The organism is Serratia proteamaculans (assembly GCF_008830365.1).
Lineage (GTDB): Bacteria > Pseudomonadota > Gammaproteobacteria > Enterobacterales > Enterobacteriaceae > Serratia > Serratia proteamaculans.
In genome coordinates this window covers 548,008-571,556 of record NZ_WBKI01000001.1, presented here as the reverse complement: position 1 = coordinate 571,556, position 23,549 = coordinate 548,008, and the positions used below count along the sequence as shown (strand labels likewise).

The following is a 23,549-nucleotide window of genomic DNA, read 5'->3' as shown; positions in this document are numbered from 1 at the left end:
AAACAAATCACGCATGAGATCCCTTTCCAGAAATAAAGCTCAAGCCAACCCTGGCTTGAAACATACGTCAAGGCACCGAAAAAACAACCGCAGCGCTTATAAGACAAGCCAGTCCGTTTTTCGAGCAATGAATCGTAAGGATAATCATTCTCATTATGATATAGAGCAATATAAATAAATGCAATGCTTTTTAGTGGGTTACCTGGACGCCTTGCTGTATATCAATATGTATATTTATACAATCAAAATAAAGAGCACCCTAATCAAATTAACCTTGTTCACCTTATGATTCTACATGTTTGGCATGTGAAATAATGCACATGACATTGAACTATTCCCTATCATTCGAGATTCAGATGAAAATGCCAGACGCTTAAATTTTCTTGTTCTGCCATTACTACATGTTTGTATACATTTTTATTTTTTTCTAAAAATGAGATGAGCTCCTGGCTCAATAATTAGACAATATATTTGTTATATGCTACTCGCGGCATTTTTCTGATAGCACCAGAAAAATAGAAATAAAAAACAAACATAAGGAGACAGTAATGCATGAATAATATTAGGGAAGTATTTTACCTATTTATCGTTATTCTTAGCGGGTTCGTTGTTGGCATCGTGGCAGATTATTTTGAAATCAATCGACTTTTAAAGTATGTACTTATCGCCTTTGCCATCATCAGCTCACGTAGGCTATTAGTCTATATTAGCAAAAACACAAAGTGTGATAGTGCTGGTTAATTGAAAACTTAAATATTAATGAGTAGTTATGCGTAACCTTACCCAAATGATTGTTTAGCTATTTCCGGTGCCATCGCCGGTGGTGCGGTCGGAAATTACGTAAGTGGTGATCGCGCTCCAGGCTCGGTTGGATCAACAGGTATTTCATGAGGTGCAACTAACAAAATACTAAAGAATACGCATGCAGCTTTCTTAAAATTTTCCATAGCCCTATCCTATTTATCGTCTCAACCTATATTTATAAATGGTATCAATATGACACCATTTGTTTATTATTTAGCTTCCGTAAATAGAGCTATTCATTCCAAGGCGAGAAATATAGCATGGTGTTCCATGTGTGGCTGGATTCACATTTACATGTGGTATAGTGATTGTAGGTGAATTAGCTACCATATCGTAACCTTTACCAGAAATATAACCACCAGCAACTGACCCATAAAGCCCGCCATTAGGTACTTTTCTTGCATTCCCCACTAATCTGCCGACAATCGTCCCACTGGCAACAACGGCATCCTGATCGACACCTCCGCCAGAAATTAATAATATCTCCAATTCAGTTAATGCTCACATTTTACTTTTCCTTGTATGTAAACCTTGAAATTATCGTTAACAGCGGCCCCCATACTGCAGCTCCCAGCAAGGAATTATGTATTAGTGACTACAGTTCCCATAGCAGGCAATGATCTCCCCGGCAACGGCCACCGCGATTTCGGCCGGCAGTTTGCCTTTAACGTCCGACAGGCCCAGCGGGCAACGCATGCCGGCAATCGCCGCTTCGCTGATGCCACGCTGGCCGAGCTTATAGTCGAAGCGTTTACGCTTGGTCAGCGAGCCGATCAGACCAAAATATCCGGCATCGCCACGGCGTAGAATACGTTCCGCCAGCGCCAGATCCAACGCGTGGTCGTGGGTCATGACGATGAAATAGCTGCCCGGCGGCATGGCGTCGACGATCTCCAGCGGTTCTTCGCAGACGTCTTGTTGCACCCCGGCCGGGATAACCGCCGGGAACTCCGCCGCGCGGCCATCAACCCAGCGTATCCGGCATGGCAACGTGGCGAGGATATGCACCAGCGCCCGCCCCACATGCCCGGCGCCAAACAGGGCAATTTGCGGGCGCGGCGGGATCAAGGGTTCGAACAGCACGTTGGTGGTACCGCCACAGCACTGCCCCAGTCGTGCCGCCAACGGGAAACGCTCCAGCCGTAATGTCGTCGCCGCTTGTTCCAGCATCTCGCGGGCAATCGACAGCGCCTGAAACTCCAGATGCCCACCGCCAATGGTATTCACCGCCCGTTCGGCGGTCACCAGCATTTTGGTGCCACGATTGCGCGGCGTGGAACCCAGCTCATCCACCAGCGTTACCAGTACGCAGGGCTCTCCGCGCCGTCGCAAGTCGGCCAGAACCTCAATCCACTCGTCCATCGCCGTTCTCCCCAGTCAATTCAGTGACAATGTCACTGGCTAACATCTGCTGCACGCCCCACAGCACCCGTTCCGGTGTCGCCGGGGCATCAATATTGGGTTGCAGACGGTAATTTGCCAGACTGGCCACCGCATCCTTGATCGCACACCAGACCGAGATGCCCAACATAAACGGCGGCTCACCCACCGCTTTGGAATGAAATACCGTCTCCTCGGGGTTTTTGCGGTTCTCCAGCAGCGTGACGCGCAGATCCGCCGGGACGTCGCCAATCGCCGGGATTTTGTAGCTGGCCGGGCCATGAGTCAGCAACTTGCCCTGTTGATCCCACACCAGCTCTTCGCTGGTCAGCCAGCCCATGCCCTGCACAAAACCGCCTTCCACCTGACCGATGTCAATGGCCGGGTTCAGTGAGTCGCCCACGTCATGCAGAATGTCGGCGCGTAGCAGTTTGTATTCGCCGGTCAGGGTGTCGATCAACACCTCAGCACAGGCCGCGCCGTAAGCGAAGTAATAGAACGGGTGGCCGCTGGCCTTGTCGCGATCATAAAAGATCTTCGGCGTGCGGTAGTAACCGGTGCTGGCGAGGGAAATTTGATTGAAATAGGCCTGCTCAACCACCTGTTCAAAGCTGAAGTAACGCTCACCGACCCTGACCTGAGCATTACTGAAAACGATCTGCCCGGCGCTCACCTGATGCTGCTTAACCAGCATGTCGATCAGCCGTTGCTTGATGATCAGAGCGGCATTTTCCGCCGCCTTGCCGTTCAGGTCAGTGCCGGACGACGCCGCCGTCGGCGAGGTGTTCGGCACCTTGCCGGTATCGGTGGCGGTGATCTGGATGCGCTCTATTTCCACCTGAAACACTTCAGCAACAATCTGCGCTACCTTGGTGTTCAACCCCTGGCCCATCTCGGTGCCGCCGTGGTTGAGCTGAATACTGCCGTCGGTGTAAATCAGTACCAGCGCTCCCGCCTGGTTGAGGAAACCGGCGGTAAAGGAAATGCCGAACTTGACCGGCGTCAGCGCCAGCCCTTTCTTCAGGATCGGGTTTTGCGCGTTGAACTGCACAATGGCCTGACGCCGCGCCTGATAATCCGCACTGTGCTCCAGTTCGGCGGTGATTTCCTGCAGCAGGTTCTGTTCCACCGGCTGATGGTAATGGGTGACGTTACGCTGATCTTTGCCGTAATAATTGGTTTTGCGCACCGCCAGCGGATCGAGTGCCAAATAGCGCGCGATATGGTCCATGATCTGCTCAATCGCCATCATGCCCTGAGGTCCGCCAAAGCCACGATACGCGGTGTTAGAGGCGATATGGGTTTTACAGCGGTGGCCGGTTATCAAGACATCTTGCAGGAAATAGGCATTATCGGCGTGGAACATGGCGCGATCGACAATCGAACCTGAAAGATCGAGCGAGTAACCGCAGTTACCCGCAAGGCTAATTTTCACCCCGTTCAGCAGCCCGCCGCCGTCAAAACCGACATCATACTGAATATAAAACGGGTGGCGCTTACCGGTGATCAGCATGTCGTCGTGGCGGTTAAGGCGCATTTTTACCGGGCGTCCAGTCAGATGTGCCACCACGGCACACAGACAAGCCGGGCCGGCAGCCTGAGTTTCTTTGCCGCCAAAGCCCCCACCCATACGCCGTGTGTCGATGGTGACCTTGTGCATCGGCAGATTGAGCACCGAGGCCACCAGCTTCTGAATTTCAGTGGGGTTTTGGGTCGATGAGTACACCAGCATACCGCCGTCTTCGGCCGGCATTACCGAGGCAATCTGGGTTTCCAGATAAAAATGCTCCTGGCCACCGACGTGTAGCTCCCCCTGAATGCGATGCAAAGCCCGCGTCAGTGCCCCCTCGGCGTCACCACGTTGATGATGATGCGCCTCCTGCACCAGGAAACCTTCCCGCAGCGATTGAGTGACGTCCAACTGTGCCGGCAGATCCTGATAACTCACTTTAATGGCCTGCGCGGCACGCCAGGCGATTTCCGGATCCACCGCCGCCACCACCGCAATCACCTGCCCGGCGTATTCCACCTCATCCTTCGCCAGTAGCGGGTCGCCATGAGTTAACGGCGCAATATCCAGCTCGCCCGGGACGTCCTGCCAGGTGATCACTCGCACCACGCCGGGAAAATCGTAACAGGCCGACAGATCCAGCTTTTCGATGCGGGCATGCGCCCGATCGCTCAGCCTGGCCGCCAGATGCAACTGATTGGGAAACTCCAGCCGGTCGTCAATGTATTGCGCTTCACCGCTGACGTGCTTGTCGGCGCTTTCGTGTTTACGGCTACGGCCAACACCGCTGGTTAGCGATTGTCGGAAGCGTTCGGCTAACTGCTGCTGGGTATATTCGGTGCGTTTGCTATTACTCATGAGCCGTCACCTCAATCGCCAGTTGCGGCGCGGTCAGCGCAATGAAATAGCGGCGCAGCAGATTTTGCGCCACCAGCAGGCGATAAGCGCTACTGGCACGAAAATCGCTCAGCGGCGTAAAGTCTTGCGCCAGCGCCTGAACCGCACGTTCAATCGTCGCCCGCCGCCACGGCTGCCCCACCAATTGCTGTTCGCACAGCCTGGCGCGTTTCGGCGTCGCGGCCATGCCGCCAAACGCCAGCCGGGCATCTCGAATAATCCCCTGTTCAAGGGTCAGGTTGAAGGCCCCACATACTGCAGAAATATCATCCTCCAGCCGCTTGGACACTTTCCAGGCGCGGAAATCTGTAGGCGCGGTGGCCGGCAGCACGATGCTTTCAATAAATTCCCCCGGCTGCAACGCGGTCTGCCGATAGTCGATGAAAAAGTCATTCAGCGGCAGCTCACGCTGCGTAGCGCCACGGTGCAAGATCAGCCGTGCATCCAACGCCAGCAGCAGCGGCGCACCGTCACCAATCGGTGAGGCGTTGGCGATATTGCCCCCCAGCGTGCCCTGATTGCGGATTTGCTGCGAAGCAAAACGCGCCAACAGTTCGCCAAAGGCCGGGTGGTAATCGGCCAATAGCGGGTAAAGGTCGCTCAACGCAGCACCGGCCCCCAGGATCAGACGGTCGTCCTGTCGACTCACCTGCTTTAACGCCGCTATCTGGCCAATGGCGATCATCAAGGGTAAATCCTGATGACGCTGGGTGACTTCCAGCGCCAGATCGGTGCCCCCTGCTAACAGTTTGGCCTGCGGATACTGTTGATACAGCGTCGCCAGCTCCTCCAGGGTTTGCGGCTGCAAACAGCGCTTACCTGCCGCCGCTAACGGCGTGGCCGCAGGAATAGCCTGCAGGCGTTGCAGGGTTTGCTGTTGGTGGTGATCGAAGCTGTCTGGCGTTTTGTTATCGCACGCCTGCTGCGCCGCCGCCAAAATAGGCCGATAGCCCGTACAGCGGCACAGATTACCGGCCAGTGCTTGCTGCGCCTGTTCACGCTGATAGGCCGCGCCATTCTTTTGCAGACAGAACATCGACATCACGAATCCTGGTGTGCAAAAACCGCACTGTGAGCCGTGGCAGTCGACCATCGCTTGCTGCACGCTGTGCAATTCCCCCTGCTGTTTCAGATCCTCTACGGTGATCAACTGCTTGCCATGCAGCGCACTGACAAACGTCAGGCAGGCGTTAACGCTGCGGTAGCGCAATTGTTCACCGTCCGGCTCCGCCAGCACTACGGTGCAGGCACCACAGTCACCGGACGCGCAGCCTTCTTTGGTGCCGCAGCGGCCGAGATCGCGGCGCAGGTAGTTCAGCACCGTGGTATTGGGATCGATTGCTCGCTCATTTTTCAGCGTTTGATTAAGCAGAAACTGGATCATGCGGCCTCCTGCTGGGTAGTCGGTCGATACACCACTTTGCCGTCGACGTAGGTTCGGTAAACGTTGCGGTCGTCGCCCAGCGTCATCAACACAAACAGTTGCTCAGTCAGTGCATGGCTGTTTTCATGGCGCAGCTTTTGCAGCGGCGACACCGCCGGATCCAGCACCACGAAGTCCGCCTCTTTGCCGACCCCAAAGTTGCCAATTTTGTCATCCAGCGACAGCGCCCGCGCCCCACCCAACGTTGCGTGGTAGAAGGCCTCACAGGCCGAGAGCTGATAGCGTTGCAACTGACCGACCTTGTAAGCCTCACCCAACGTTTGCAGCATATTGAAGGTGGTACCGGCGCCCACGTCGGTACCGATGCCCAGCCGGACCTGCTTCTGCCAGGCTTTTTGCAGGTTGAACAACCCGCTACCGAGGAACAGGTTGGAAGTCGGGCAAAAAGCGATCGCCGAGCGGGTCTGGCACAGGCAGTCCCACTCTTGCTCTTCCAGATGCAGGCAGTGAGCGAACACGCTTCTCTCACCGGTCAGCCCATACTGATGATAAACATCCAGGTAGCTGCGACTGTCCGGGAACAGTTCCTTCACCCAGGCGATTTCTTCCTGGTTTTCGCTCAGGTGGGTGTGCAAATAGGCATCCGGAAACTCTTCACGCAGCCGCTGTACCTGAGCCAACAACGCCGGGGTGCTGGTCGGCGCAAAACGCGGCGTAATGGCATAGCTCAGCCGTTGCTTTCCGTGCCAGCGTTCGATCAGCTCACGTGTCTGGCGGTAGCTCTGCTCCGGGGTTTCCAGCAGTTCGTCCGGCGCATGGCGGTCCATCATCACCTTACCGGCGATCAGGCGCATATTCAGCGCCGCGGCCTGACTGAACAGCGCTTCAACCGACTGCGGGTGTACGGTGCCAAACACCAGCGCCGTGGTGGTGCCGTTGCTTAACAGCTGTTGCAGAAAGAAAGCCGACATCTTGTCGGAGTGCTGCTCGCAGCAGAACTGGCTTTCTGTCGGAAAGGTGTAATGCTTCAGCCACGCCAGCAGCCGATCGCCATAGGCGCCGATCATTTCGGTTTGCGGATAATGAATATGGCTGTCGATAAAACCCGGCACGATCAGTTTGTCCTGATAATGAGTGACCTCAAACCCCGGTGGTAACAACGCCTCACCCTGCTGCCAGGGGCCAAACCAGACAATGGTGCCTTCATCGAGCAGCAGTAATCCGTCCGGAATATGTCGCAGATGTTGCTCTAACTGCTGCGGCTGATCCACGCAGGCAGCAATATCAAAAAAATTGCCACGGACCGCCGTGGTGAATGACATGCTCATTTTGCTTTCCTTCTCTACCGACCAGCGCACAGCACCCGGCGGAGTGAATTCAGCCGGGGGAACTATGGCGGTCTTTTTATCGATCGCAGGTGTTGATTTAAGGATAGCAAGCGGCGTGCCAGTTGGTTTTTTAATGCATGTTTTCTTTTAAAAACAATCAGATAAAAATCACTCGCACAATAATCTGAATCAATAAAAATAAGCGGCAAATAAGCAAACGGTTGCCCTTAAATAGCAACCGTTTGCTTGTGTTGGGCTAATTATGAGCCTGCACCAATAACGGGCAACAATAGAAATCGTGGGATGAAAGTTATTACTTCAATAACACTTCATAACGCGGGTTGAACTCATCAAACAGTGGTAACGCTGCCGCACCTAATGCGGCGGTATCCGCACCGGTAGTACCCAGTCGCACCCGCAGGCCGTCGAGGTATTTGCTGCGCACCGAGCGGTGCAGTGGCGCTAATCGTTTGATCAGCTGTTCCACCAGGCTTTCGGGCATCAGCCCACCAATAATCACCGCTTCAGCATCAAACATGCATTCGATAATGTTGATGGCCTGACGTAACGCCGGCACCGCTGAATCCAGCCAGGCGTCAATCTTCGGCTGCGGTAACGCCAGCAAGTCCTGCGGCATGGCGCGCATCGGATCCAGCCCGCAGCTTTCGTAGGCCGCCTGCAGTGAGACATAACGTTCCAGGCAGCCTTGGTTGCCGCAGTAGCAGGCCCGCCCGCCCGGTTGCACAATCATGTGGCCGACTTCACCAGCATTGTGCGCATGGCCGGTATAAATTCGGCCGTCGGTGAAAATCCCCGCCCCCAGACCGGTGCCAATGTACAAATAAATAAATGAATTAAGCTGCCTGGCGACACCGTGCAGACGTTCGCCGATAGCCGCGACGGTGGCATCGTTCTCCAACGTCACCGGCAGGCCACTCTGCGCGTTAAGTTCGGCTACTACATCGATATTTTCCCAGCCGTTGAGGGTGGTCGGCCCCACGGATGAAATTCCCTCCACGCCGAACGGCCCCGGCATCACCACGCCAATGCCCAGCATTTTTCTCCAGCTCAGATCCGGCTGCTGGCGCATTTCTTGCAGTACATCACAAATCAGTTTCAAGGTGGCAGCAGGTTGCGGCTTTTGCACCATAATCAGCCGGTGGAAACGAACGCTGCCTGACAAATCAACCACGATAAGCAGTAGTGATTGATGATCCAGATGGATGCCGATGGAATACGCACTGTCAGGATTCAGGGTCAACGGCGTGGCCGGTTGACCTCGCCCGCCGGCACGACGCGGCAGGTGCGAGGAAAGAATGCCGGCCTGTTCCAGTTCTGTTGCGATGTTTGAAACGGTTTGTGGCGTCAGTGAGGTCAGCCGGGCAATTTCGGCACGGGTCAGTTCACCGTGCAGACGGATAGCCTCTATCACTACGCGCCGGTTGTGTGCACGAGCATGTTCAAGGTTAGTGCCGGAAGTCGTCATAACTGCCTATGCAGAAAGGGAAATCGTCTTTGCAGTATGGTGCCCTCCAATAAAGCAATCAAATTGATTTAAGAATCTTTTTAACACCGGAGAACGCACAATGAAAAGCCATACCCTCGCCGCTACGGCAGCCTGTACCCTGTCTGCCCTGGCGCTCAGCCTGTCATCCGCCTATGCCGCCCCAACGCAAATCAATGCGTTGTTTATGACCCAGGCGGCCTACAGCGAAAACGACATCCGTGCCATGACCGCGGATTTTAGCAAACAGCACCCGGATATCACCGTTAACCTGGAGTTTGTCCCTTACGAAGCGCTGCACGATAAAATCGTCGCGGCACGCGGCGCAGGCAGCAACGGCTACGATGTGGTGCTGTTCGACGCCATCTGGCCGGCAGAATTCACCAAATTCGGCCTGCTGCAAGACGTCACCTCGCGCATCAGCGCCGACGACAGCGGCAAGATCTTTGCCGGTGCCATGACTACCGTCACCTACAAGGACAAGCGCTGGGGCATGCCGTGGATCCTCGACACCAAATACCTGTATTACAACAAAGCCATGCTGGCCAAGGCCGGGATAACCGCCCCGCCGCAAACCTGGCAGGAACTGGCGCAGCAGGCTGAAATTCTCAAGCAGAAAAACGTGGTCAAGTATCCACTGGTGTGGAGCTGGTCACAGGCCGAGGCGCTGGTTTGCGACTACACCACGCTGGTGTCCGCCTTCAAAGGCCAGTTTATCCAGCAGGGTAAAATTACCTTCTCCAGCCCGGGTTCTCTGCAGGCCGTCGACTATATGAAAGCCTCGCTGGATAAGGGGCTGACCAACCCGAACTCCCGCGAATATCTGGAAGAGGACGTGCGTAAGGCGTTCTCCAACGGCGATGCGGCCTTCGCGCTCAACTGGACCTACATGTACAACATGGCCAACGATCCGAAGCAAAGCAAAGTGGCCGGTGACGTCGGTATCGTCCCGGCTCCGGGATCGGTAGCAGGCCAGGTTTCTGCGGTGAACGGCTCCATGGGGCTGGGTATCGCCAAGGCCAGCGCCCACCCCGATCAGGCCTGGCAGTACATCAGCTACATGACCTCACAGCCGGTGCAGGACAAATACGCCAAGCTGAGCCTGCCGATCTGGAAGTCGTCCTACGACGACCCGGCGGTGCAGAAAGATCAGGAACCGCTGATCGCCGCCGCCAAGCAGTCACTGAACGTGATGCTGTCGCGCCCTGAAACCGCCGATTACTCCCGGTTGTCCAACGGTTTGCAGCAGGACTTGCAGCAGATCCTGCAAGGCAAGATCACGCCACAGGCCGGGCTGGATGCCGCGACCCAAAGCGCTGCACGGTTGCGTTAAGCGATGAGCATGCTCACTTTACCTCAACGTGAGCGGCGTCAGGCATGGGTGCTGCTGGCACCCATGCTGCTAATGATGCTGCTGTTAACCGCCTGGCCGCTGGGCCGTACCCTGTGGCTGAGCTTTACCGACGCAGCACTGGTGGGTAACGACATAACGCCGGCCTGGGTTGGCGCGGATAACTTTATCTATGCCCTGACCGACCCGGATTTTCAGGCCGCGCTGTGGCGCACGCTGTATTTCACCCTGGTTTCGGTGGCGTTCGAAGGGGTGATCGGCGTACTGGTGGCGCTGCTGCTTAACCAGAAATTCCACGGCCGTAATGTGCTGCGGGTGCTGGTGATTTTGCCCTGGGCGCTCCCCACCATCGTCAACGCCACGATGTGGCGGCTGAATTTCAACCCGGATTACGGCAGCATCAACGCGCTGTTGACCCAGCTCGGGGTGATTGACCACTACCGCAGTTGGCTGGGAGACCCGGCCTCGGCGCTTAACGCAGTCATGCTGGCGGACATCTGGAAGAACTACCCGCTGATCACCCTACTGACGCTGGCGGCGTTGCAATCGATCCCGGACGACCTGTATGAAGCCGCCCGACTGGACGGCGCTTCCGCCTGGCGACGCTTCCGTGCCATCACCCTGCCCGCCATTCTGGCTCCGCTGGCGGTGGCGTTGGTGCTGCGCACCATTGACGCTTTCAAGGTATTCGACATCATTTACGTGATGACGCGCGGCGGGCCGATGGACAGTACCAAGACCCTCAGCTTCTTCGTTTATCAGGAGTCGTTCAGCTATTTGCGGGCCGGCAGCGGCGCGGCCTATGCGGTGTTAATGACCCTGCTGTGCGGCCTGTTGATCGCACTGTACATGCTGATGCTGTTCCGCCAGCGCAGAAGGAGCCCCGCCGATGAAGCGTAAAATCCGCCTGATATTGCGCTATGGCGCTGCGCTGCTGCTGGCCATGTCGATCCTCGCGCCGATGCTGTGGTTGTTTCTGATGAGCGTCAGTTCCTCGGCCGATCTCACCCGGGTGCCGCTGGAATGGTTGCCGCGCCACTGGGATTTTTCGCGCTACGCCAGCCTGCTGTCTTTGCAGCCCGGCCAGCCGGGAGCCTTGTTCCTGCACGCGCTGTTCAACAGCCTGCTGGTGGCCTGCGGCGCTACGCTGATTTCGTTGTTGTTGGCGATCCCGTCGGCGTTCAGCTTCTCGCGCTATCCCGGCCGCGACGGCTGGCTGTTTGCCAGCCTGGCGATTTACATGGTGCCACCGGTGGCCTTCGTGCTGCCGCTGTATTTTATCCTGCAGCAATTGGCGCTGCTGAACACCCATATCGGCCTGGTGCTGGTCTACTGCTCGCTGATCCTGCCGTTCCTCACCTGGATGCTGAAAAACCAGTTCGACGCCCTGCCGATCGATATTGAACAGGCGGCGCGGCTGGATGGGTTACGTCAGTGGCAGGTACTGTTACGTATTACGCTGCCGTTGGCCAAGCCGGCGCTGGGGGCCTCGGCGCTGTTTGGTTGGCTGCTGGCCTGGGACGAATTTTTCTACGCGCTGCTGTTCACCAGCAATATTCAGGCGCAGACGCTGCCGGTGACCATCGCCGGTTTCACCGCCGGGCGCGCCACCGATGACGGGCTGATCGCCGCCGTCGGCATCCTGGCTGCCATTCCGCCGCTTTTCATTGCCATCGGGCTGCAAAAAACGCTGGTTAGCGGTTTAACCAACGGCGGCAGCAAGGGCTAATTTATTCAGGGAAATTAATATGATGAGTACCAACACCAGACCCACGCTGTACGTGGTGGGCAATATCAACGTCGACGTGATCATGAGCACCCTGCAACAGTGGCCGCAAAAAGGCACTGAGGCGATGCTGGATCACAGCGAACTGCGCCCCGGCGGCTCGGCCGGCAACTGCGCGCTGGCGCTGGCGGCGCTGGAAACCCCTTATCGGCTGGTGGCCAATCAGGGCAATGACTACTTCAGCCCCTGGCTGGCGCAGTTGTTCCCGGAGAGCTCGCTGTACTGGCCGACCTACAGTTGCGAAACCTCGCTAACCTTCGGCGTGACCCATCCCGACAACGAGCGCACCTTTTTCAGCAACCAAGGCCATATTACCCGCCTGAGCCAGGACGACGTACTGCATCAGATCCCGCTGTTCGCCGGTAATGGCGACACCATTTTGCTGTGCGGCACCTTCCTGTGCACCACCTTGTTGGCAGAATATCCGGCGTTGCTGCAAACCCTGCGTCAACGCGGCTACCGCATTGCGGTCGATACCGGCTGGCCGCCACAGGGCTGGAGCGATGCGCTACGCGGGCAGATCGCCGACTGGCTGCCATTCTGCGACCTGCTGCTGCTGAATGAAGTGGAAACCTGCGGTATGGCGGGCCATCAGGATCTGTATACCGCCGCCCGCACTCTAAACCGGCAACAGCCGGCCGATGCGGCCTGCGTAGTGAAATGCGGCCCGGACGGCGCACGCATGTGGTGTGGTGAACGGCAGTTGCAGGCGGCAGCACATCCGATCAAGGTGGTCGATACCATAGGTGCGGGCGACAGTTTTAACGCCGGTTTTCTGACGGCCTGCCTGCACGGCCATTCGGCCGCGGTGGCGCTTCGCTGGGGCATTCGTGCCGCCAGCCACGCCATCAGCAGTTCGCCACGCCAATATCTGGACTGGAATACCCTGAAAACCTGCGCCGGAGAAATGGTCTGATGGCTAGTGTCGAACTGGTAAAAGTGGCCAAATACTACGGCAAACTGCGGGTGCTGAACCCGCTGGATTTAACTATCCCCGACGGCAGTTTTACCGTGCTGGTCGGCCCGTCCGGCTGCGGCAAGTCCACGCTGTTACGCCTGCTGGCCGGGCTGGATACGCTGACCGAAGGCGCGATCCTGCTGGATAAACAAAAGATCAACGATCTGGATCCGGCCGATCGCGATATTGCCATGGTGTTCCAGAGCTACGCGCTCTACCCGCACCTGACGGTGGCGGAAAACATGGCGTTTCATATGCAGGTGATGAAGGTCGCCAAAAACGAGCAGCAAAGCAAAGTACTGCAGGCCGCGCGTATTCTGGCGATCGACCATCTTTTACAACGCTATCCCAAAGAGCTGTCCGGCGGCCAGCGCCAGCGGGTGGCGATGGGCCGCGCTATGGTGCGCAACCCGAAAGTCTTTTTATTCGATGAGCCGCTGTCCAACCTTGACGCCCAATTGCGGATGGAGCTGCGCGCCGAGATCAAATCGCTGCATCAGCAGTTCAAGACCACCACGGTGTACGTCACCCACGACCAGATTGAAGCGATGACGCTGGCCGACCAAATCGTGGTGATGAAAGACGGCAATATCGTGCAACAGGGCAAGCCGCTGGAGATCTACGATGCGCCCGCCAACACCTTTGTGGCGCGTTTTATCGGCTCACCGCCAATGAATCTGTTGGAGGGTATCGTCACCCCGCGCGACGATCGGCCCGGCGTGACCTGCGGTGAACTGTGGTTACCTCTGCCAGCCAAATGGCGATTTGCGACGCCCGGCAACCCGGTGATCCTCGGGCTGCGGCCGCACGATTTCCATTTGGTCGACGTCAGCGAACAACCGGCCGCCACTTTACGTCTGATGGAGATCACCGGCGATGTCAGCCTGCTGCACCTGACCTGGGGCGGTTACCCCCTGCATGTGCAACTCAGCGGACGGGTTAATGCCGAGAGCGGTCAGCCGCTGTGGCTGGCGCCCAACGCGGAGGCCATCCACCTGTTCGATGCCGCAACGGGGCAACGACTGAGTGAGAATTGAAGCCGGTAAACACCCCAGCGGGCGCCATCAGTGCGCCCGCTAATAATCACTCCCATAACCTCTTTTTAACCTCTGTGTGATGCGCTATGCTCCAAAACTCTGCCAGCGTTAACATTTTTGAAACGGGGTTTCTGTCATGCCTGCATTCTGTTTGTGCTCCGCCCGGTGCGCTCTGTCATGAGCTTGCTTTCACGTGCAAGCGCGCTACCGCTGCTGGTGGCGGGCGCCTTCTTTATGGAAAACCTCGACGGTACGGTGATTGTTACCGCCATGCCGCAGATGGCGGCGGCCTTCGGCGTGCGGCCGGTGGACATGAACATTGGCATCTCGGCCTACATTCTGACGCTGACAGTGTTTATTCCCGCCAGCGGCTGGATCGCCAATCGCTTCGGCGCCCGTAATATCTTCGCCGCGGCGGTACTGATTTTTACCCTGGCATCGGTGCTGTGCGCCGCCAGCGTTAACCTGCCCACCTTCACCGCCGCCCGTATTTTGCAAGGCTTCGGTGGCGCACTGATGGTGCCGGTCGGCCGCCTGGTGGTACTGCGCAACACCGCCAAGCCGGATCTGATCAAAGCCATCGCCACCATTACCTGGCCGGGGCTGGTGGCACCGATCCTCGGCCCACCGGTCGGCGGTTTTATTACTACCTATGCCTCGTGGCACTGGATTTTTATTCTCAATGTGCCTTTGGGTATCGCCGCACTGTGGCTGGCCTGGCGGCTGATCCCACAGGAAGCACCGCAGAAAGGCGTGCCCTTTGACGCCCTCGGCTTCGTGCTGACCGGCATCGCCTGCTTCGGTCTGATGTTCGGCCTGGACTTAATCAATCATCCGCAGCTGTCCTGGCTGGTGCCGGCGCTGTGCATTGCCGGCAGCCTGGCGTTAGGCACGCTAGCGGTTCGGCATGCCAAACGTACCGCACACCCGCTGATCAACCTGTGGGCGATGCGGATAAAAAGTTACGCTGTCACTATTTGGGGTGGCACGCTGTTTCGTATCGCCATTGGTGCCGTGCCCTTCCTGCTGCCGCTGCTGTTCCAGATCGGGTTTGGTTTGAACGCTTTTGACGCCGGGCTGCTGGTGCTGGCGGTATTCGCCGGGAATCTGGTGATGAAGCCGTTTACCTCGGCGGTGCTTTACCGTTTTCGCTTTCGAACCACGCTGGTTGTGAACGGCTTGTTGAACGCCATTACCATTTTCGCCTGTGCACTCTTGACGCCACAGACCCCGATCTGGCTAATTCTGGCGCTGCTGTTCGTCAGCGGGCTGACGCGCTCCATGCAGTTCACGGCGCTCAATACGCTGGCCTTTTCCGAGGTGCCGCAGCCGCAGATGAACGGTGCCAATACCCTGTTCAATGTGTCGCAACAAATGGGCAGCGGGCTGGGGATCGCCATTGGTGCGCTGGCGCTGCGGTTGGCGGAGATGCTGATGCCGCAATCGGGCGAACGCATCCCCTTGGTCGATTTCCAGTGGGCGTTTGTGGTCATCGGCGTGATTGCCCTGCTGGCGGTGATCGACTGCTTTACTCTGGACGCCAACGCCGGCAGCGAGGTACGCCAAAGGAAACCCGCCACCATCCCGACAGCGCAATCACCGCAACGATTGCAGAAATAAGTCGCATCTGCCGCCAATCAACGTAATATCGATGATCCGCCCCGTTTCACCGGTGCGGGTTTTTTGCCGTTTTGGCCTGAAAAGCGAGGTAATAATAATGATTCACAGTGACCTTTCTCAGTGCCGCGTTAACACCGACCGGTTGTTGATTGCCCCATTTACCGCAGCAGACGCCGACGATGTCTACCAGGCGATCACCCCTACTTTGACGCGCTATATGAACTTTGAGCCCGAGGAGTCGCCGGAGGCGTTTGCTAACGTTTGGCAAACCTGGCTGCCGCTGATCCGCGAAGGCGAGGAAATGATTTACATCGCCCGGCTGCGCGATACCAAACAGTTTGTCGGCATGGGCGGCGTGCACGATTTGTATAACACCACGCCGGAACTGGGCATCTGGGTAAAAGAAAACCTGCACGGCAAAGGCTATGGCCGTGAAATTGTTCACGCCATGGCGGTGTGGGCCAGTGAACGCTACCATCCGCGGCACTTTATCTACCCGGTAGCCGAACAGAACACCCCAAGCCGACGTATCGCCGAATCTCTGGGCGGCAAAGTAGCCGGCCGCCGCGAAAACACCAAATACGACTGCGTGGTGTATCACATCCCTCCGCAGCTATAAACATTCTCGCGGGCCTGCCTGTCTGGCCCGCCTTGGCTTCCCCCCTAAATAATTGACCGAAAACCGCCCGTCTGGCAGCAGCGATGGCGGTTTTTCAACGTGGATGCCGATAACCACTGCCACTTGAAGTAGGTTTATGCTAATGCTATTAGCATTCAGGTTAAAAACAGTTGAGGAACAGCAACATGATCATTTTTGTTACGGGCGCCACATCCGGTTTTGGTGAGGCCATTACACGACGCTTTATCCGCGAAGGTCATCAGGTGATTGCCTCCGGCCGTCGTATGGAACGCCTGGAAGAATTGAAAGACGAATTGGGCGAGGCACTGCATATTGTCCGTCTCGACGTGCGTAATCGCGCGGCCATTCAACAGGTGATTGATGAACTGCCGGCGGCACTGCGCCACATTGACGTACTGGTGAACAACGCCGGGCTGGCACTGGGCATGGAACCTGCCCACAAAGCCAACGCCGAAGACTGGGAAACCATGATCGACACCAACGCCAAAGGCCTGGTGAACATGACCCGCGCCCTGCTGCCGGACATGGTCGAACGCAACATTGGCCATGTGATCAACATCGGTTCGGTCGCGGCTAACTGGCCGTATGCCGGCGGTAACGTCTATGGCGCGACCAAGGCCTTCGTCAAGCAGTTCAGCCTGGGCCTGCGTGCCGATCTGCACGGCACTCGCATCCGGGTTACCGACATTGAGCCAGGTCTGGTGGGCGGCACTGAGTTTTCTAACGTGCGCTTCAAGGGCGACGACGGCAAGGTGGATAAGGTCTACGACGGCGCTAACGCACTGACGCCAGAAGATATCGCCGAATCAGTGTTCTGGGTCGCGGCCCTGCCAGGCCACGTCAACATTAACTCGCTGGAAATCATGCCGGTCAGCCAGTCCTTTGCCGGGCTGAACATCCACCGCGAGTCTTGATCCTGTACGGCAGGGGTTGCCCCTGCCGTCGTTTTTCAGGCCGCGCGCCAGCCGGAAACGATAATCAGCATGCCGGTTAACGCCACACCCGCCCCCAGCCAGTCCAGTGCCGATAACTTAACCCCGTCCACTACTCGCAGCCACAATAACGCCGTCGCCACATAGACCCCGCCATAGGCCGCATAAACTCGCCCGCTGGCCGCCGGATGCAGTGTTAACAGCCAGACAAACAGCATCAGGCTGAACGCCGCAGGCAGTAATAGCCAGGTGCTGGCACTTTTCTTCAGCCACAGGTAGGGTAAGAAACAGCCGATGATTTCGGCCAGTGCGGTGGCGAAAAATAGCAGGGTGGTCTTTAACATGGGGAAACTTTCTCTCTGTAAACTAAACGAGGCAGTGCTTGACTGGTGCAGTCCAAGGCCGTGATGGTATATTTATCAACACGCCTGCGGGCAAGTCAAAGCCAGTGTTGCCGTTATCAGGCAACACTAACTCATAAGGATGAAACGATGAAAACACTTTCGACTCAACGACTGCTGCGCGGGATGCTGCCGGTCGCCATGCTGATGCTGATGGGGGCCTGGCAAGCTCCGGCACTGGCTGCCAGTTGCACACAGGGCAGCACCTGCGTGACCGTCGATGGCAGCAACAGCGGCGCCATGAGTACCGAAGCGGCCCGCCAGAGCAAACAGCAGTTCAACGATACCAAATCCCTGCGTAATAAGGTTAATACCCGCGTAGAGAAAGAGTTCGACAAGGTAGACAAGGCCATTGACAGCGAAGAACGTTGCGACGACAGCCTGAACGTTAACGCTTACTGGGAGCCAAACACCCGCAAATGTCTGGATCGCCAGACCGGTCGTCAGATTAATCCTTAATCTTGTCGCAGCCCGCGGTGGCCGTTACCCTGCGCCGCCGTTGCTGCTATCCTGACAAAGGATGCTCATTTTCAAATAAGGACGAATTGATGAAAAAAGCGCTTATCTTGGGTGCACTGCTGATGGCCGCTGCGCCGCTGGCCGCCCTGGCCTCGTGCGAAAGCGTACAGGCAGACATTTCGCAAAAAATTGTCAAAAACGGCGTGCCGGAATCTGGCTTCAAGCTGGATATCGTGCCTAACGATCAGGCCCAACAGGCCGGTGGGCTGGTGGTTGGCCACTGCGAAAACGACACGCAGAAGATTGTTTATACTCGCCTTGCCAACGGCGATGACAACGGTGACGCGGCTCAGACCGGCACCAGCCAGGATACGAAAACCTCGCAATAATTGTTGTTCAGGGCGCTCTGTGCGCCCTTTCCTTTTTTACGCCTGCTCCGCCTCTTCACCCTCACCCTGTGGCCGATGCCGCGCGGGGATCAGCATCGCTGCCGCCAACGCCAGCAATGACAACAACGCAGAAACCAAAAACACCCAATGCAAAGAAGCGGCAACCTGCTGCGTCATCTCGGTCAGGATTTCTGATGCCATTGCGCTACGCGCTGCCGGTTCCATCAGTTGCTGTACCGGATCGGCCGTTTGCGGCAAGCGAATTTGCAGATTGATGTTCAACGTCGCACCCAAAATGGCGGTACCGATGGCCGAACCCATCATGCGGGTAAATACCGTACAGGCGGTGGCAATGCCGCGGATGCTGTGGTGAGCGGCATTCTGCACCGAAACCAGAAACGTGGTGTTGCACAACCCCATGCCCGCACCGACCATAAAGGCGGCTACCCGCCCCCACAATAAACCGCCGGTCGGCTGCAGCAGTAACAGAATCAGGCCACCGGCCAACAGTAGCAATGCCCCCAACAGCGCCGTGGTGCGGTAAGAGGTCATCAGCATCAACCGACCGCTGAAGGTGCTGGCCAACGGCCAACCAATCGACATCAGCGCCAGTGTGGTACCGGCCTCCAGCGGCGTTCCGCCCATCACGCCCTGAATAAAGGTCGGCAGGAAGGCACTGATGCCCATCATCGCCGCACCAATCACCAGCCCACCAATATTGCCGGCCACAATCACCCGACTTTGCCACAGCGCCAGCGGGAACAGCGGCTCAGGAGCGCGACGTTCCTGGCGGACCAGCAACATCAGCGAGACCGCCGCCAACCCCAATAGCGGCACTACCCACCAACCGAGATTTTCTGCCTGCAGCAGCGACAACAGCAGCGCGGTAACAAACAACGTCAGCCAGGCGGTACCCGCCAGATCCAGCGCGTGTTTACGCACCTGTCGGCTGGAGGGAAGATAACGCGCGAGGAAAAACATCGCCAGCAGACCGATCGGCAAATTGACCCAGAACACCAGCGCCCAGGGCAAATGCTGGACGATAAACGCCCCCAGCAATGGCCCGATAATCGCCGACACGCCCCAGACGCTGGAAATATAGCCCATTACCTTTGGACGCTCGGTAGGGCTATAGATATCACCAATAATGGTGGTGGCTGTCGGCATAATCGCCCCGGCACCCAGCCCCTGCAACAACCGAAAACCAATCAGCCAGTACATATTGGGGGAGAAACCGCACAGTATCGATCCCAACAAAAACAGCGACGCGCCAAAGAAAAATACCCGTTTGCGGCCCAGCAGATCCGCCAACCGGCCATAGATTGGAATGGTGATGGCCTGCGCCAACAGATAAACCGCGAACACCCAACCGAGCAGGGAAAAGCCGCCGAGATCGCCAATGATGGTTGGCATCGCAGTGGCGACAATGGTCGCCTCGATGGCGGACATAAACATCGCCAGCATGCAGGCAATCAGGATTAAGGGACGATGGGCGATCGGAGCAGGTGTGTCGTTATTTGTCATAGCGTTATTACAAACCATGGATTCTTATTTGCTTTAAATTATACCAGCCGAATTAAAGGTTGCCGTTACCGGCGTCTGGTTCCCTGTTTTGACTGGCGATAAACGCACCATTTGAACAGAAGGTGACATCGTAACAAATAAACCACTCCATGGCTCACCACGACGAACAAACCACGGGCCTGTCGGCGAATCTGGAAAGATTCTCTGGCCTTCGGTTGGGGTGACAAGCACAATGTTCAGCGACCCTTTCATTTTTCTCAAGATTTTACTGACATATGAAACGATTGGTCCACTTGCACCATTATCGCGCCCTGTTGCGCCGCCTGTTTATCGCCATCTTTCTTGGTATTGCCGCTGCGTTGGTGGTTTGGCTGTTTCACCGTGCGATGCTCGGGCTGGAATGGTTACTGCTCGACCACGAAGATGGCAGCCTGGTGGCTGCCGCCGCGGCAATGCCGGGCTGGCGCAGAGCGTTAACCCCGGCGTTAGGCGGATTGGCGGCGGGTTTGCTGCTGTGGGTTTATCAGCGTTATCAACACCAACGGCAGGTTGCCCCAACCGACTACATGGAAGCGATAGAAACCGGTGATGGGCGACTGGACGTCACCGCCAGCCTGGTGAAATGTCTGGCCTCACTGCTGGTGGTCTCCAGCGGCAGCGCTATTGGGCGCGAAGGGGCAATGATCCTGCTGGCAGCGTTAGTGGGGTCAGTCTTTGCCCAGCGTTTCACCCATGAGAAAGAGTGGAAGCTGTGGGTAGCCTGCGGTGCCGCCGCCGGTATGGCCAGCGCCTACCATGCGCCGCTGGCGGGTAGCCTGTTTATCGCCGAAATTCTGTTTGGCACACTGATGCTGGCCTCACTCGGCCCAGTGGTGATTGCAGCCGTCAGCGCCCTGCTGGTGACCAATTTGCTCAACGGCGGCCAGGCGCCCCTGTATCTGGTGGAACCCCTGCCCGCACCCTGGCCGGTGCAATATCTGCTGATGGCGCTACTCGGCGTTTTAGCCGGCGTCTGTGGGCCGTTGTTCCTGTGGGCCATGTCCTCTTCCGGTCGCGCATTCCGCTCGCTACGGCTAAAACCGCCGCTGCAATTGGCATTGGGTGGGCTGATTGTCGGGCTGCTTTCGCTGCTGTTTCCTGAGGTGTGGGGCAATGGCTACAGCGTGGTGCAGTCGCTGCTCAGTGCGCCCCCCGGCGTATTGCTGGTTGGCGCCATTCTGATCTGCAAGTTGCTGGCGGTACTCGCCAGTAGCGGTTCCGGGGCGCCCGGCGGTGTATTCACGCCAACGCTGTTTGTCGGGGCGGCACTGGGTTCGGTGGTTGGGCAACTCTGTGCCATCTGGCCGGAGCTGGGCAGTGCGGTACCGATTCTGATGGCGTTAACCGGCATGGCCACGCTGTTGGCGGCCACCACCCACGCGCCCATTATGGCTGCGCTGATGGTGTTCGAAATGACCGGTGAATATACCCTGCTGCCAGGCATTCTGCTGGCCTGTGTGATCGCCACCACCGTATCGCGCGGCTTGCGTTCGGTGTCTGTCTATCACAATGCCTAACGGTTTAGCAGCGGAGAAATATCCAGATAACGCGCCAGTTCACGCTGTTCGGCGCGTGGCAAATAAGGAACTTCACCCAGCAGTGGCGCGGGAATACGCTGCTGCAACGCATCGATAGTTTCGGCGTAGTGCGCCAGCCCCGGGTTGATGCGATTGGCGACCCAACCCAGCAAAGGTAAGCCATCATTAATGATCGCCTGCGCAGTTAACAGAGCGTGGCTGACACAACCCAGTTTGATCCCCACCACCAAAACCACCGGCAGTTGCTCCTGAATCACCCATTCGGCGTAAGGCCGCATATCGTTCATCAGTACGCGCCAGCCGCCGCTACCCTCGACCACCACGGTATCGACCTTGGCGGATAAATGCTGCAACCCGCTGCTCATCACACCGTAGTCGATATCGTCGGTAGGTTGCGCGTGAAACACTTCTTCCAGACAGGTGATGGGATTAATTTCCTGATACGACAGCGGCAGGGTTGAGGATGCCTGTAAAACCAAAGCGTCTTTATTGCGAAGGCCTTCGCTGGTTTCCTGACAGCGTGCTGCAACAGGCTTGTAACCGGCCACAGAACGGCCCTGCGCGGCCAGCGCCTGTAATAAAGCGCGGGAAACCACGGTTTTACCGACATCGGTATCCGTACCTGTAACAAATAAACGCGATAACATGAATGAATTGCCCCGAGATGCACCGTTAACCAAAATATCGCCGAAAATACGGCGAAAGAGACGAACGGGAAAAGTCTAGAGGATGCAAGGAGGACGGGGCTTGAGGTAGCTCAACCTTTTGTCGTTAAACGATAAGAATTGCTGATTGGTGCTAGCCCTGCAGCAACTGCACCAGCAGAGAGCCGTTGTATAACGCTTCTTTCACCAGTGCCGCGCCGGGCATGGTGCCTTTATTGAAGAACTGCGTGGACTCCACCTGGACCTTCTCGCTGTAGGCCGGTAGTGACTGCTGGCTAATACAGGAGGCAATGGCCGGATGCAGAATTTCTGCCGCCCGGTTCAGCGGGGAACCGACCAGGATTTTTTCCGGATTGAACAGATTGACCATTATCGCCAGGATACGGCCTACGCTGTGACCCACTCCCAGAATAATGTCTTTAGCCAGTTGGTCGCCCGCCAGCGCCGCGTCACACAGTGACTCAACCGTCAGTGGCGCACCGTGCAGACTGGAACTCATTGAGGTGCCGAGACGTTGCTGGGCGATTTCCAGAATATTTTCGATACTGGCGACGGTTTCAAGACAGCCGTGATTACCGCAGTAACAGCGTTTACCGTAAGGATCAACCTGCGTATGACCAATCTCAACCACGCTGTGGCTACCGGCGTGCAACACCCTGCCACCGGTGATCACCCCGGCGCCGACGTTGTGGTCGATCACCACCTGGATCACGTTCTGGCTGCCGCGTGAAGCACCGTATAACGCTTCGGCCATGGTCCAGGCGCTGATGTCGTGCTGCAAATAAACCGGCAGCCCGGTGCGCGTTTCCAGCGCAGGTCCTAATGGCATGTCTTCTACATCGTAAAACGGCATGCGGTGTACTACGCCGGAAATCGCGTCGACCATGCCCGGCAGCGTAATGGCGATCGCCGTTAACCGTTCCAGCTTGCTTTGATGACGGATAAAGAACTGGTCGACTTCAGCGAGAATGCGTTTTAACAGCGGATCGGGATGTTCGGCGGCCAGTGGCAACAACTCTTCCACCACCAGCTTGCTGCTGATATCGCGCAGTGCCAGCGTAATGGTGCCACGGCTGATGCGAGCTGAAAGGTAGTGCCAGGCTTCGGTGTCCAGGACCAGCCCAACCGCCGGACGACCGCGACTACCGACTTCCTGAAATTCGGTTTCTTTAACCAGATGGGCTTCCAGCAGTTCGCGTACGATTTTGGTGATACTGGCGGGGGCGAGCTGAGCGCGTTTTGATAGTTCGATGCGCGAAATTGGGCCCAGTTGATCGATTAACCGATAAACTGCCCCTGCATTTGTTTGCTTGATTTGATCGATATGCCCAGGCTGCCCAACAGCAATCACAAACCTGCTCCTACTATTTTTCGCGCTTCTAAATAAAGACTATCGGCTATGG

General features: G+C 56.9%; 21 protein-coding genes. 12 read left to right on the top strand and 9 right to left on the bottom strand.

All coding sequences use genetic code 11. The features are described from left to right. Nucleotides 1-1,392 precede the first annotated feature (1,392 nt). From xdhC to guaD, 4 genes are read right to left on the bottom strand one after another with little or no spacing between them, the layout of a single operon-like run. Nucleotides 1,393-2,097 carry a xanthine dehydrogenase accessory protein XdhC gene (gene xdhC, locus F8R23_RS02775; RefSeq protein ID WP_390901292.1) on the bottom strand — a complete coding sequence of 235 codons (705 nt, stop codon included), beginning with the start codon at nucleotides 2,095-2,097 and terminating at the stop codon, nucleotides 1,393-1,395. A 52-nt stretch (nucleotides 2,098-2,149) separates the two neighbouring features. Continuing rightward, the gene (xdhB, locus tag F8R23_RS02770) at nucleotides 2,150-4,552 is read right to left on the bottom strand and encodes a xanthine dehydrogenase molybdopterin binding subunit (RefSeq protein ID WP_151415215.1); all 2,403 of its coding nucleotides are present in this window, start codon (nucleotides 4,550-4,552) and stop codon (nucleotides 2,150-2,152) included. Beyond that, nucleotides 4,545-5,975, bottom strand: a complete 1,431-nt coding sequence (gene xdhA, locus F8R23_RS02765) for a xanthine dehydrogenase small subunit (RefSeq protein ID WP_151415214.1) — start codon at nucleotides 5,973-5,975, stop codon at nucleotides 4,545-4,547. Before xdhA ends, xdhB begins: the two co-directional genes overlap by 8 nt. Beyond that, entirely contained in the window at nucleotides 5,972-7,303 is a 1,332-nt protein-coding gene (gene guaD / locus F8R23_RS02760) for a guanine deaminase (protein ID WP_129934758.1), read from the bottom strand. The genes xdhA and guaD overlap by 4 nt, the downstream gene beginning before the upstream one ends. Between guaD and F8R23_RS24125 the strand changes: the two genes are divergently transcribed. Further along, nucleotides 7,296-7,454, top strand: coding sequence for a hypothetical protein (locus F8R23_RS24125; RefSeq protein ID WP_170287972.1), 159 nt, complete (start codon nucleotides 7,296-7,298; stop codon nucleotides 7,452-7,454). The two genes, guaD and F8R23_RS24125, sit on opposite strands and share 8 nt — an antisense overlap. A gap of 162 nt (nucleotides 7,455-7,616) precedes the next feature. Here the strand turns inward: F8R23_RS24125 and F8R23_RS02755 are convergent, their stop codons facing one another. Further along, nucleotides 7,617-8,789 carry an ROK family transcriptional regulator gene (locus tag F8R23_RS02755; protein WP_129934759.1) on the bottom strand — a complete coding sequence of 391 codons (1,173 nt, stop codon included), beginning with the start codon at nucleotides 8,787-8,789 and terminating at the stop codon, nucleotides 7,617-7,619. Between the two features lie 100 nt (nucleotides 8,790-8,889). Here F8R23_RS02755 and F8R23_RS02750 point away from each other — a divergent pair, with 100 nt between their 5' ends. From F8R23_RS02750 to ydfG, 8 genes are all read left to right on the top strand, one after another. Further along, nucleotides 8,890-10,140, top strand: a complete 1,251-nt coding sequence (locus F8R23_RS02750) for an extracellular solute-binding protein (RefSeq protein ID WP_151415213.1) — start codon at nucleotides 8,890-8,892, stop codon at nucleotides 10,138-10,140. 9 nt (nucleotides 10,141-10,149) lie between these two features. Next, complete coding sequence (locus tag F8R23_RS02745; RefSeq protein ID WP_112347456.1) at nucleotides 10,150-11,058, top strand: carbohydrate ABC transporter permease; 909 nt, start codon at nucleotides 10,150-10,152, stop codon at nucleotides 11,056-11,058. After that, nucleotides 11,048-11,887 (top strand): carbohydrate ABC transporter permease, encoded by an 840-nt coding sequence (locus F8R23_RS02740; protein WP_129934762.1) that lies wholly within the window; start codon nucleotides 11,048-11,050, stop codon nucleotides 11,885-11,887. The genes F8R23_RS02745 and F8R23_RS02740 overlap by 11 nt, the downstream gene beginning before the upstream one ends. Before the next feature lie 19 nt (nucleotides 11,888-11,906). Beyond that, nucleotides 11,907-12,860, top strand: coding sequence for a carbohydrate kinase family protein (locus tag F8R23_RS02735; protein WP_129934763.1), 954 nt, complete (start codon nucleotides 11,907-11,909; stop codon nucleotides 12,858-12,860). Beyond that, nucleotides 12,860-13,939 (top strand): ABC transporter ATP-binding protein, encoded by a 1,080-nt coding sequence (locus F8R23_RS02730; RefSeq protein WP_151415212.1) that lies wholly within the window; start codon nucleotides 12,860-12,862, stop codon nucleotides 13,937-13,939. The genes F8R23_RS02735 and F8R23_RS02730 overlap by 1 nt, the downstream gene beginning before the upstream one ends. A 177-nt stretch (nucleotides 13,940-14,116) precedes the next feature. After that, on the top strand, nucleotides 14,117-15,559 hold the full coding sequence (locus tag F8R23_RS02725; RefSeq protein ID WP_151415211.1) for an MFS transporter: 1,443 nt from the start codon (nucleotides 14,117-14,119) through the stop codon (nucleotides 15,557-15,559). A gap of 97 nt (nucleotides 15,560-15,656) precedes the next feature. Beyond that, nucleotides 15,657-16,178 carry a GNAT family N-acetyltransferase gene (locus tag F8R23_RS02720; RefSeq protein ID WP_112347846.1) on the top strand — a complete coding sequence of 174 codons (522 nt, stop codon included), beginning with the start codon at nucleotides 15,657-15,659 and terminating at the stop codon, nucleotides 16,176-16,178. Between the two features lie 185 nt (nucleotides 16,179-16,363). Beyond that, nucleotides 16,364-17,113, top strand: a complete 750-nt coding sequence (gene ydfG / locus F8R23_RS02715) for a bifunctional NADP-dependent 3-hydroxy acid dehydrogenase/3-hydroxypropionate dehydrogenase YdfG (RefSeq protein WP_112347461.1) — start codon at nucleotides 16,364-16,366, stop codon at nucleotides 17,111-17,113. A 35-nt stretch (nucleotides 17,114-17,148) separates the two neighbouring features. Here the strand turns inward: ydfG and F8R23_RS02710 are convergent, their stop codons facing one another. After that, the gene (locus tag F8R23_RS02710) at nucleotides 17,149-17,475 is read right to left on the bottom strand and encodes a YnfA family protein (RefSeq protein WP_129934766.1); all 327 of its coding nucleotides are present in this window, start codon (nucleotides 17,473-17,475) and stop codon (nucleotides 17,149-17,151) included. Nucleotides 17,476-17,622: 147 nt separating this feature from the next. On the opposite strand from F8R23_RS02710, the gene F8R23_RS02705 reads away from it, so the two are divergent. Both F8R23_RS02705 and F8R23_RS02700 read left to right on the top strand, forming a co-directional pair. After that, nucleotides 17,623-17,991: a DUF1283 family protein gene (locus F8R23_RS02705; protein WP_012145016.1), complete on the top strand. Its 369-nt coding sequence runs from the start codon at nucleotides 17,623-17,625 to the stop codon at nucleotides 17,989-17,991. A gap of 89 nt (nucleotides 17,992-18,080) precedes the next feature. Then, nucleotides 18,081-18,380 (top strand): DUF1161 domain-containing protein, encoded by a 300-nt coding sequence (locus F8R23_RS02700; protein ID WP_112347462.1) that lies wholly within the window; start codon nucleotides 18,081-18,083, stop codon nucleotides 18,378-18,380. Between the two features lie 36 nt (nucleotides 18,381-18,416). Here the strand turns inward: F8R23_RS02700 and F8R23_RS02695 are convergent, their stop codons facing one another. Then, complete coding sequence (locus tag F8R23_RS02695) at nucleotides 18,417-19,904, bottom strand: MDR family MFS transporter (RefSeq protein WP_129934767.1); 1,488 nt, start codon at nucleotides 19,902-19,904, stop codon at nucleotides 18,417-18,419. Nucleotides 19,905-20,179: 275 nt separating this feature from the next. Between F8R23_RS02695 and clcB the strand changes: the two genes are divergently transcribed. Continuing rightward, complete coding sequence (gene clcB / locus F8R23_RS02690; protein ID WP_129934768.1) at nucleotides 20,180-21,460, top strand: voltage-gated ClC-type chloride channel ClcB; 1,281 nt, start codon at nucleotides 20,180-20,182, stop codon at nucleotides 21,458-21,460. Here the strand turns inward: clcB and bioD are convergent. After that, nucleotides 21,457-22,128, bottom strand: a complete 672-nt coding sequence (bioD, locus tag F8R23_RS02685) for a dethiobiotin synthase (protein ID WP_129934769.1) — start codon at nucleotides 22,126-22,128, stop codon at nucleotides 21,457-21,459. The genes clcB and bioD overlap by 4 nt on opposite strands. A 151-nt stretch (nucleotides 22,129-22,279) precedes the next feature. Beyond that, complete coding sequence (gene mlc / locus F8R23_RS02680) at nucleotides 22,280-23,497, bottom strand: sugar metabolism global transcriptional regulator Mlc (protein WP_099061881.1); 1,218 nt, start codon at nucleotides 23,495-23,497, stop codon at nucleotides 22,280-22,282. Nucleotides 23,498-23,549: the final 52 nt, after the last annotated feature.

What these genes read in the sequence shown, in the direction of transcription:
- xdhB (WP_151415215.1), bottom strand. Translation starts at nt 4,552, where the DNA reads ATGAGTAATAGCAAACGCACCGAATATACCCAGCAGCAGTTAGCCGAA.
- xdhA (WP_151415214.1), bottom strand. Translation starts at nt 5,975, where the DNA reads ATGATCCAGTTTCTGCTTAATCAAACGCTGAAAAATGAGCGAGCAATC.
- F8R23_RS24125 (WP_170287972.1), top strand. Translation starts at nt 7,296, where the DNA reads ATGCTCATTTTGCTTTCCTTCTCTACCGACCAGCGCACAGCACCCGGC.
- guaD (WP_129934758.1), bottom strand. Translation starts at nt 7,303, where the DNA reads ATGAGCATGTCATTCACCACGGCGGTCCGTGGCAATTTTTTTGATATT.
- F8R23_RS02755 (WP_129934759.1), bottom strand. Translation starts at nt 8,789, where the DNA reads ATGACGACTTCCGGCACTAACCTTGAACATGCTCGTGCACACAACCGG.
- F8R23_RS02750 (WP_151415213.1), top strand. Translation starts at nt 8,890, where the DNA reads ATGAAAAGCCATACCCTCGCCGCTACGGCAGCCTGTACCCTGTCTGCC.
- F8R23_RS02745 (WP_112347456.1), top strand. Translation starts at nt 10,150, where the DNA reads ATGCTCACTTTACCTCAACGTGAGCGGCGTCAGGCATGGGTGCTGCTG.
- F8R23_RS02740 (WP_129934762.1), top strand. Translation starts at nt 11,048, where the DNA reads ATGAAGCGTAAAATCCGCCTGATATTGCGCTATGGCGCTGCGCTGCTG.
- F8R23_RS02735 (WP_129934763.1), top strand. Translation starts at nt 11,907, where the DNA reads ATGATGAGTACCAACACCAGACCCACGCTGTACGTGGTGGGCAATATC.
- F8R23_RS02730 (WP_151415212.1), top strand. Translation starts at nt 12,860, where the DNA reads ATGGCTAGTGTCGAACTGGTAAAAGTGGCCAAATACTACGGCAAACTG.
- F8R23_RS02725 (WP_151415211.1), top strand. Translation starts at nt 14,117, where the DNA reads ATGAGCTTGCTTTCACGTGCAAGCGCGCTACCGCTGCTGGTGGCGGGC.
- F8R23_RS02720 (WP_112347846.1), top strand. Translation starts at nt 15,657, where the DNA reads ATGATTCACAGTGACCTTTCTCAGTGCCGCGTTAACACCGACCGGTTG.
- ydfG (WP_112347461.1), top strand. Translation starts at nt 16,364, where the DNA reads ATGATCATTTTTGTTACGGGCGCCACATCCGGTTTTGGTGAGGCCATT.
- F8R23_RS02710 (WP_129934766.1), bottom strand. Translation starts at nt 17,475, where the DNA reads ATGTTAAAGACCACCCTGCTATTTTTCGCCACCGCACTGGCCGAAATC.
- F8R23_RS02705 (WP_012145016.1), top strand. Translation starts at nt 17,623, where the DNA reads ATGAAAACACTTTCGACTCAACGACTGCTGCGCGGGATGCTGCCGGTC.
- F8R23_RS02700 (WP_112347462.1), top strand. Translation starts at nt 18,081, where the DNA reads ATGAAAAAAGCGCTTATCTTGGGTGCACTGCTGATGGCCGCTGCGCCG.
- F8R23_RS02695 (WP_129934767.1), bottom strand. Translation starts at nt 19,904, where the DNA reads ATGACAAATAACGACACACCTGCTCCGATCGCCCATCGTCCCTTAATC.
- clcB (WP_129934768.1), top strand. Translation starts at nt 20,180, where the DNA reads ATGAAACGATTGGTCCACTTGCACCATTATCGCGCCCTGTTGCGCCGC.
- bioD (WP_129934769.1), bottom strand. Translation starts at nt 22,128, where the DNA reads ATGTTATCGCGTTTATTTGTTACAGGTACGGATACCGATGTCGGTAAA.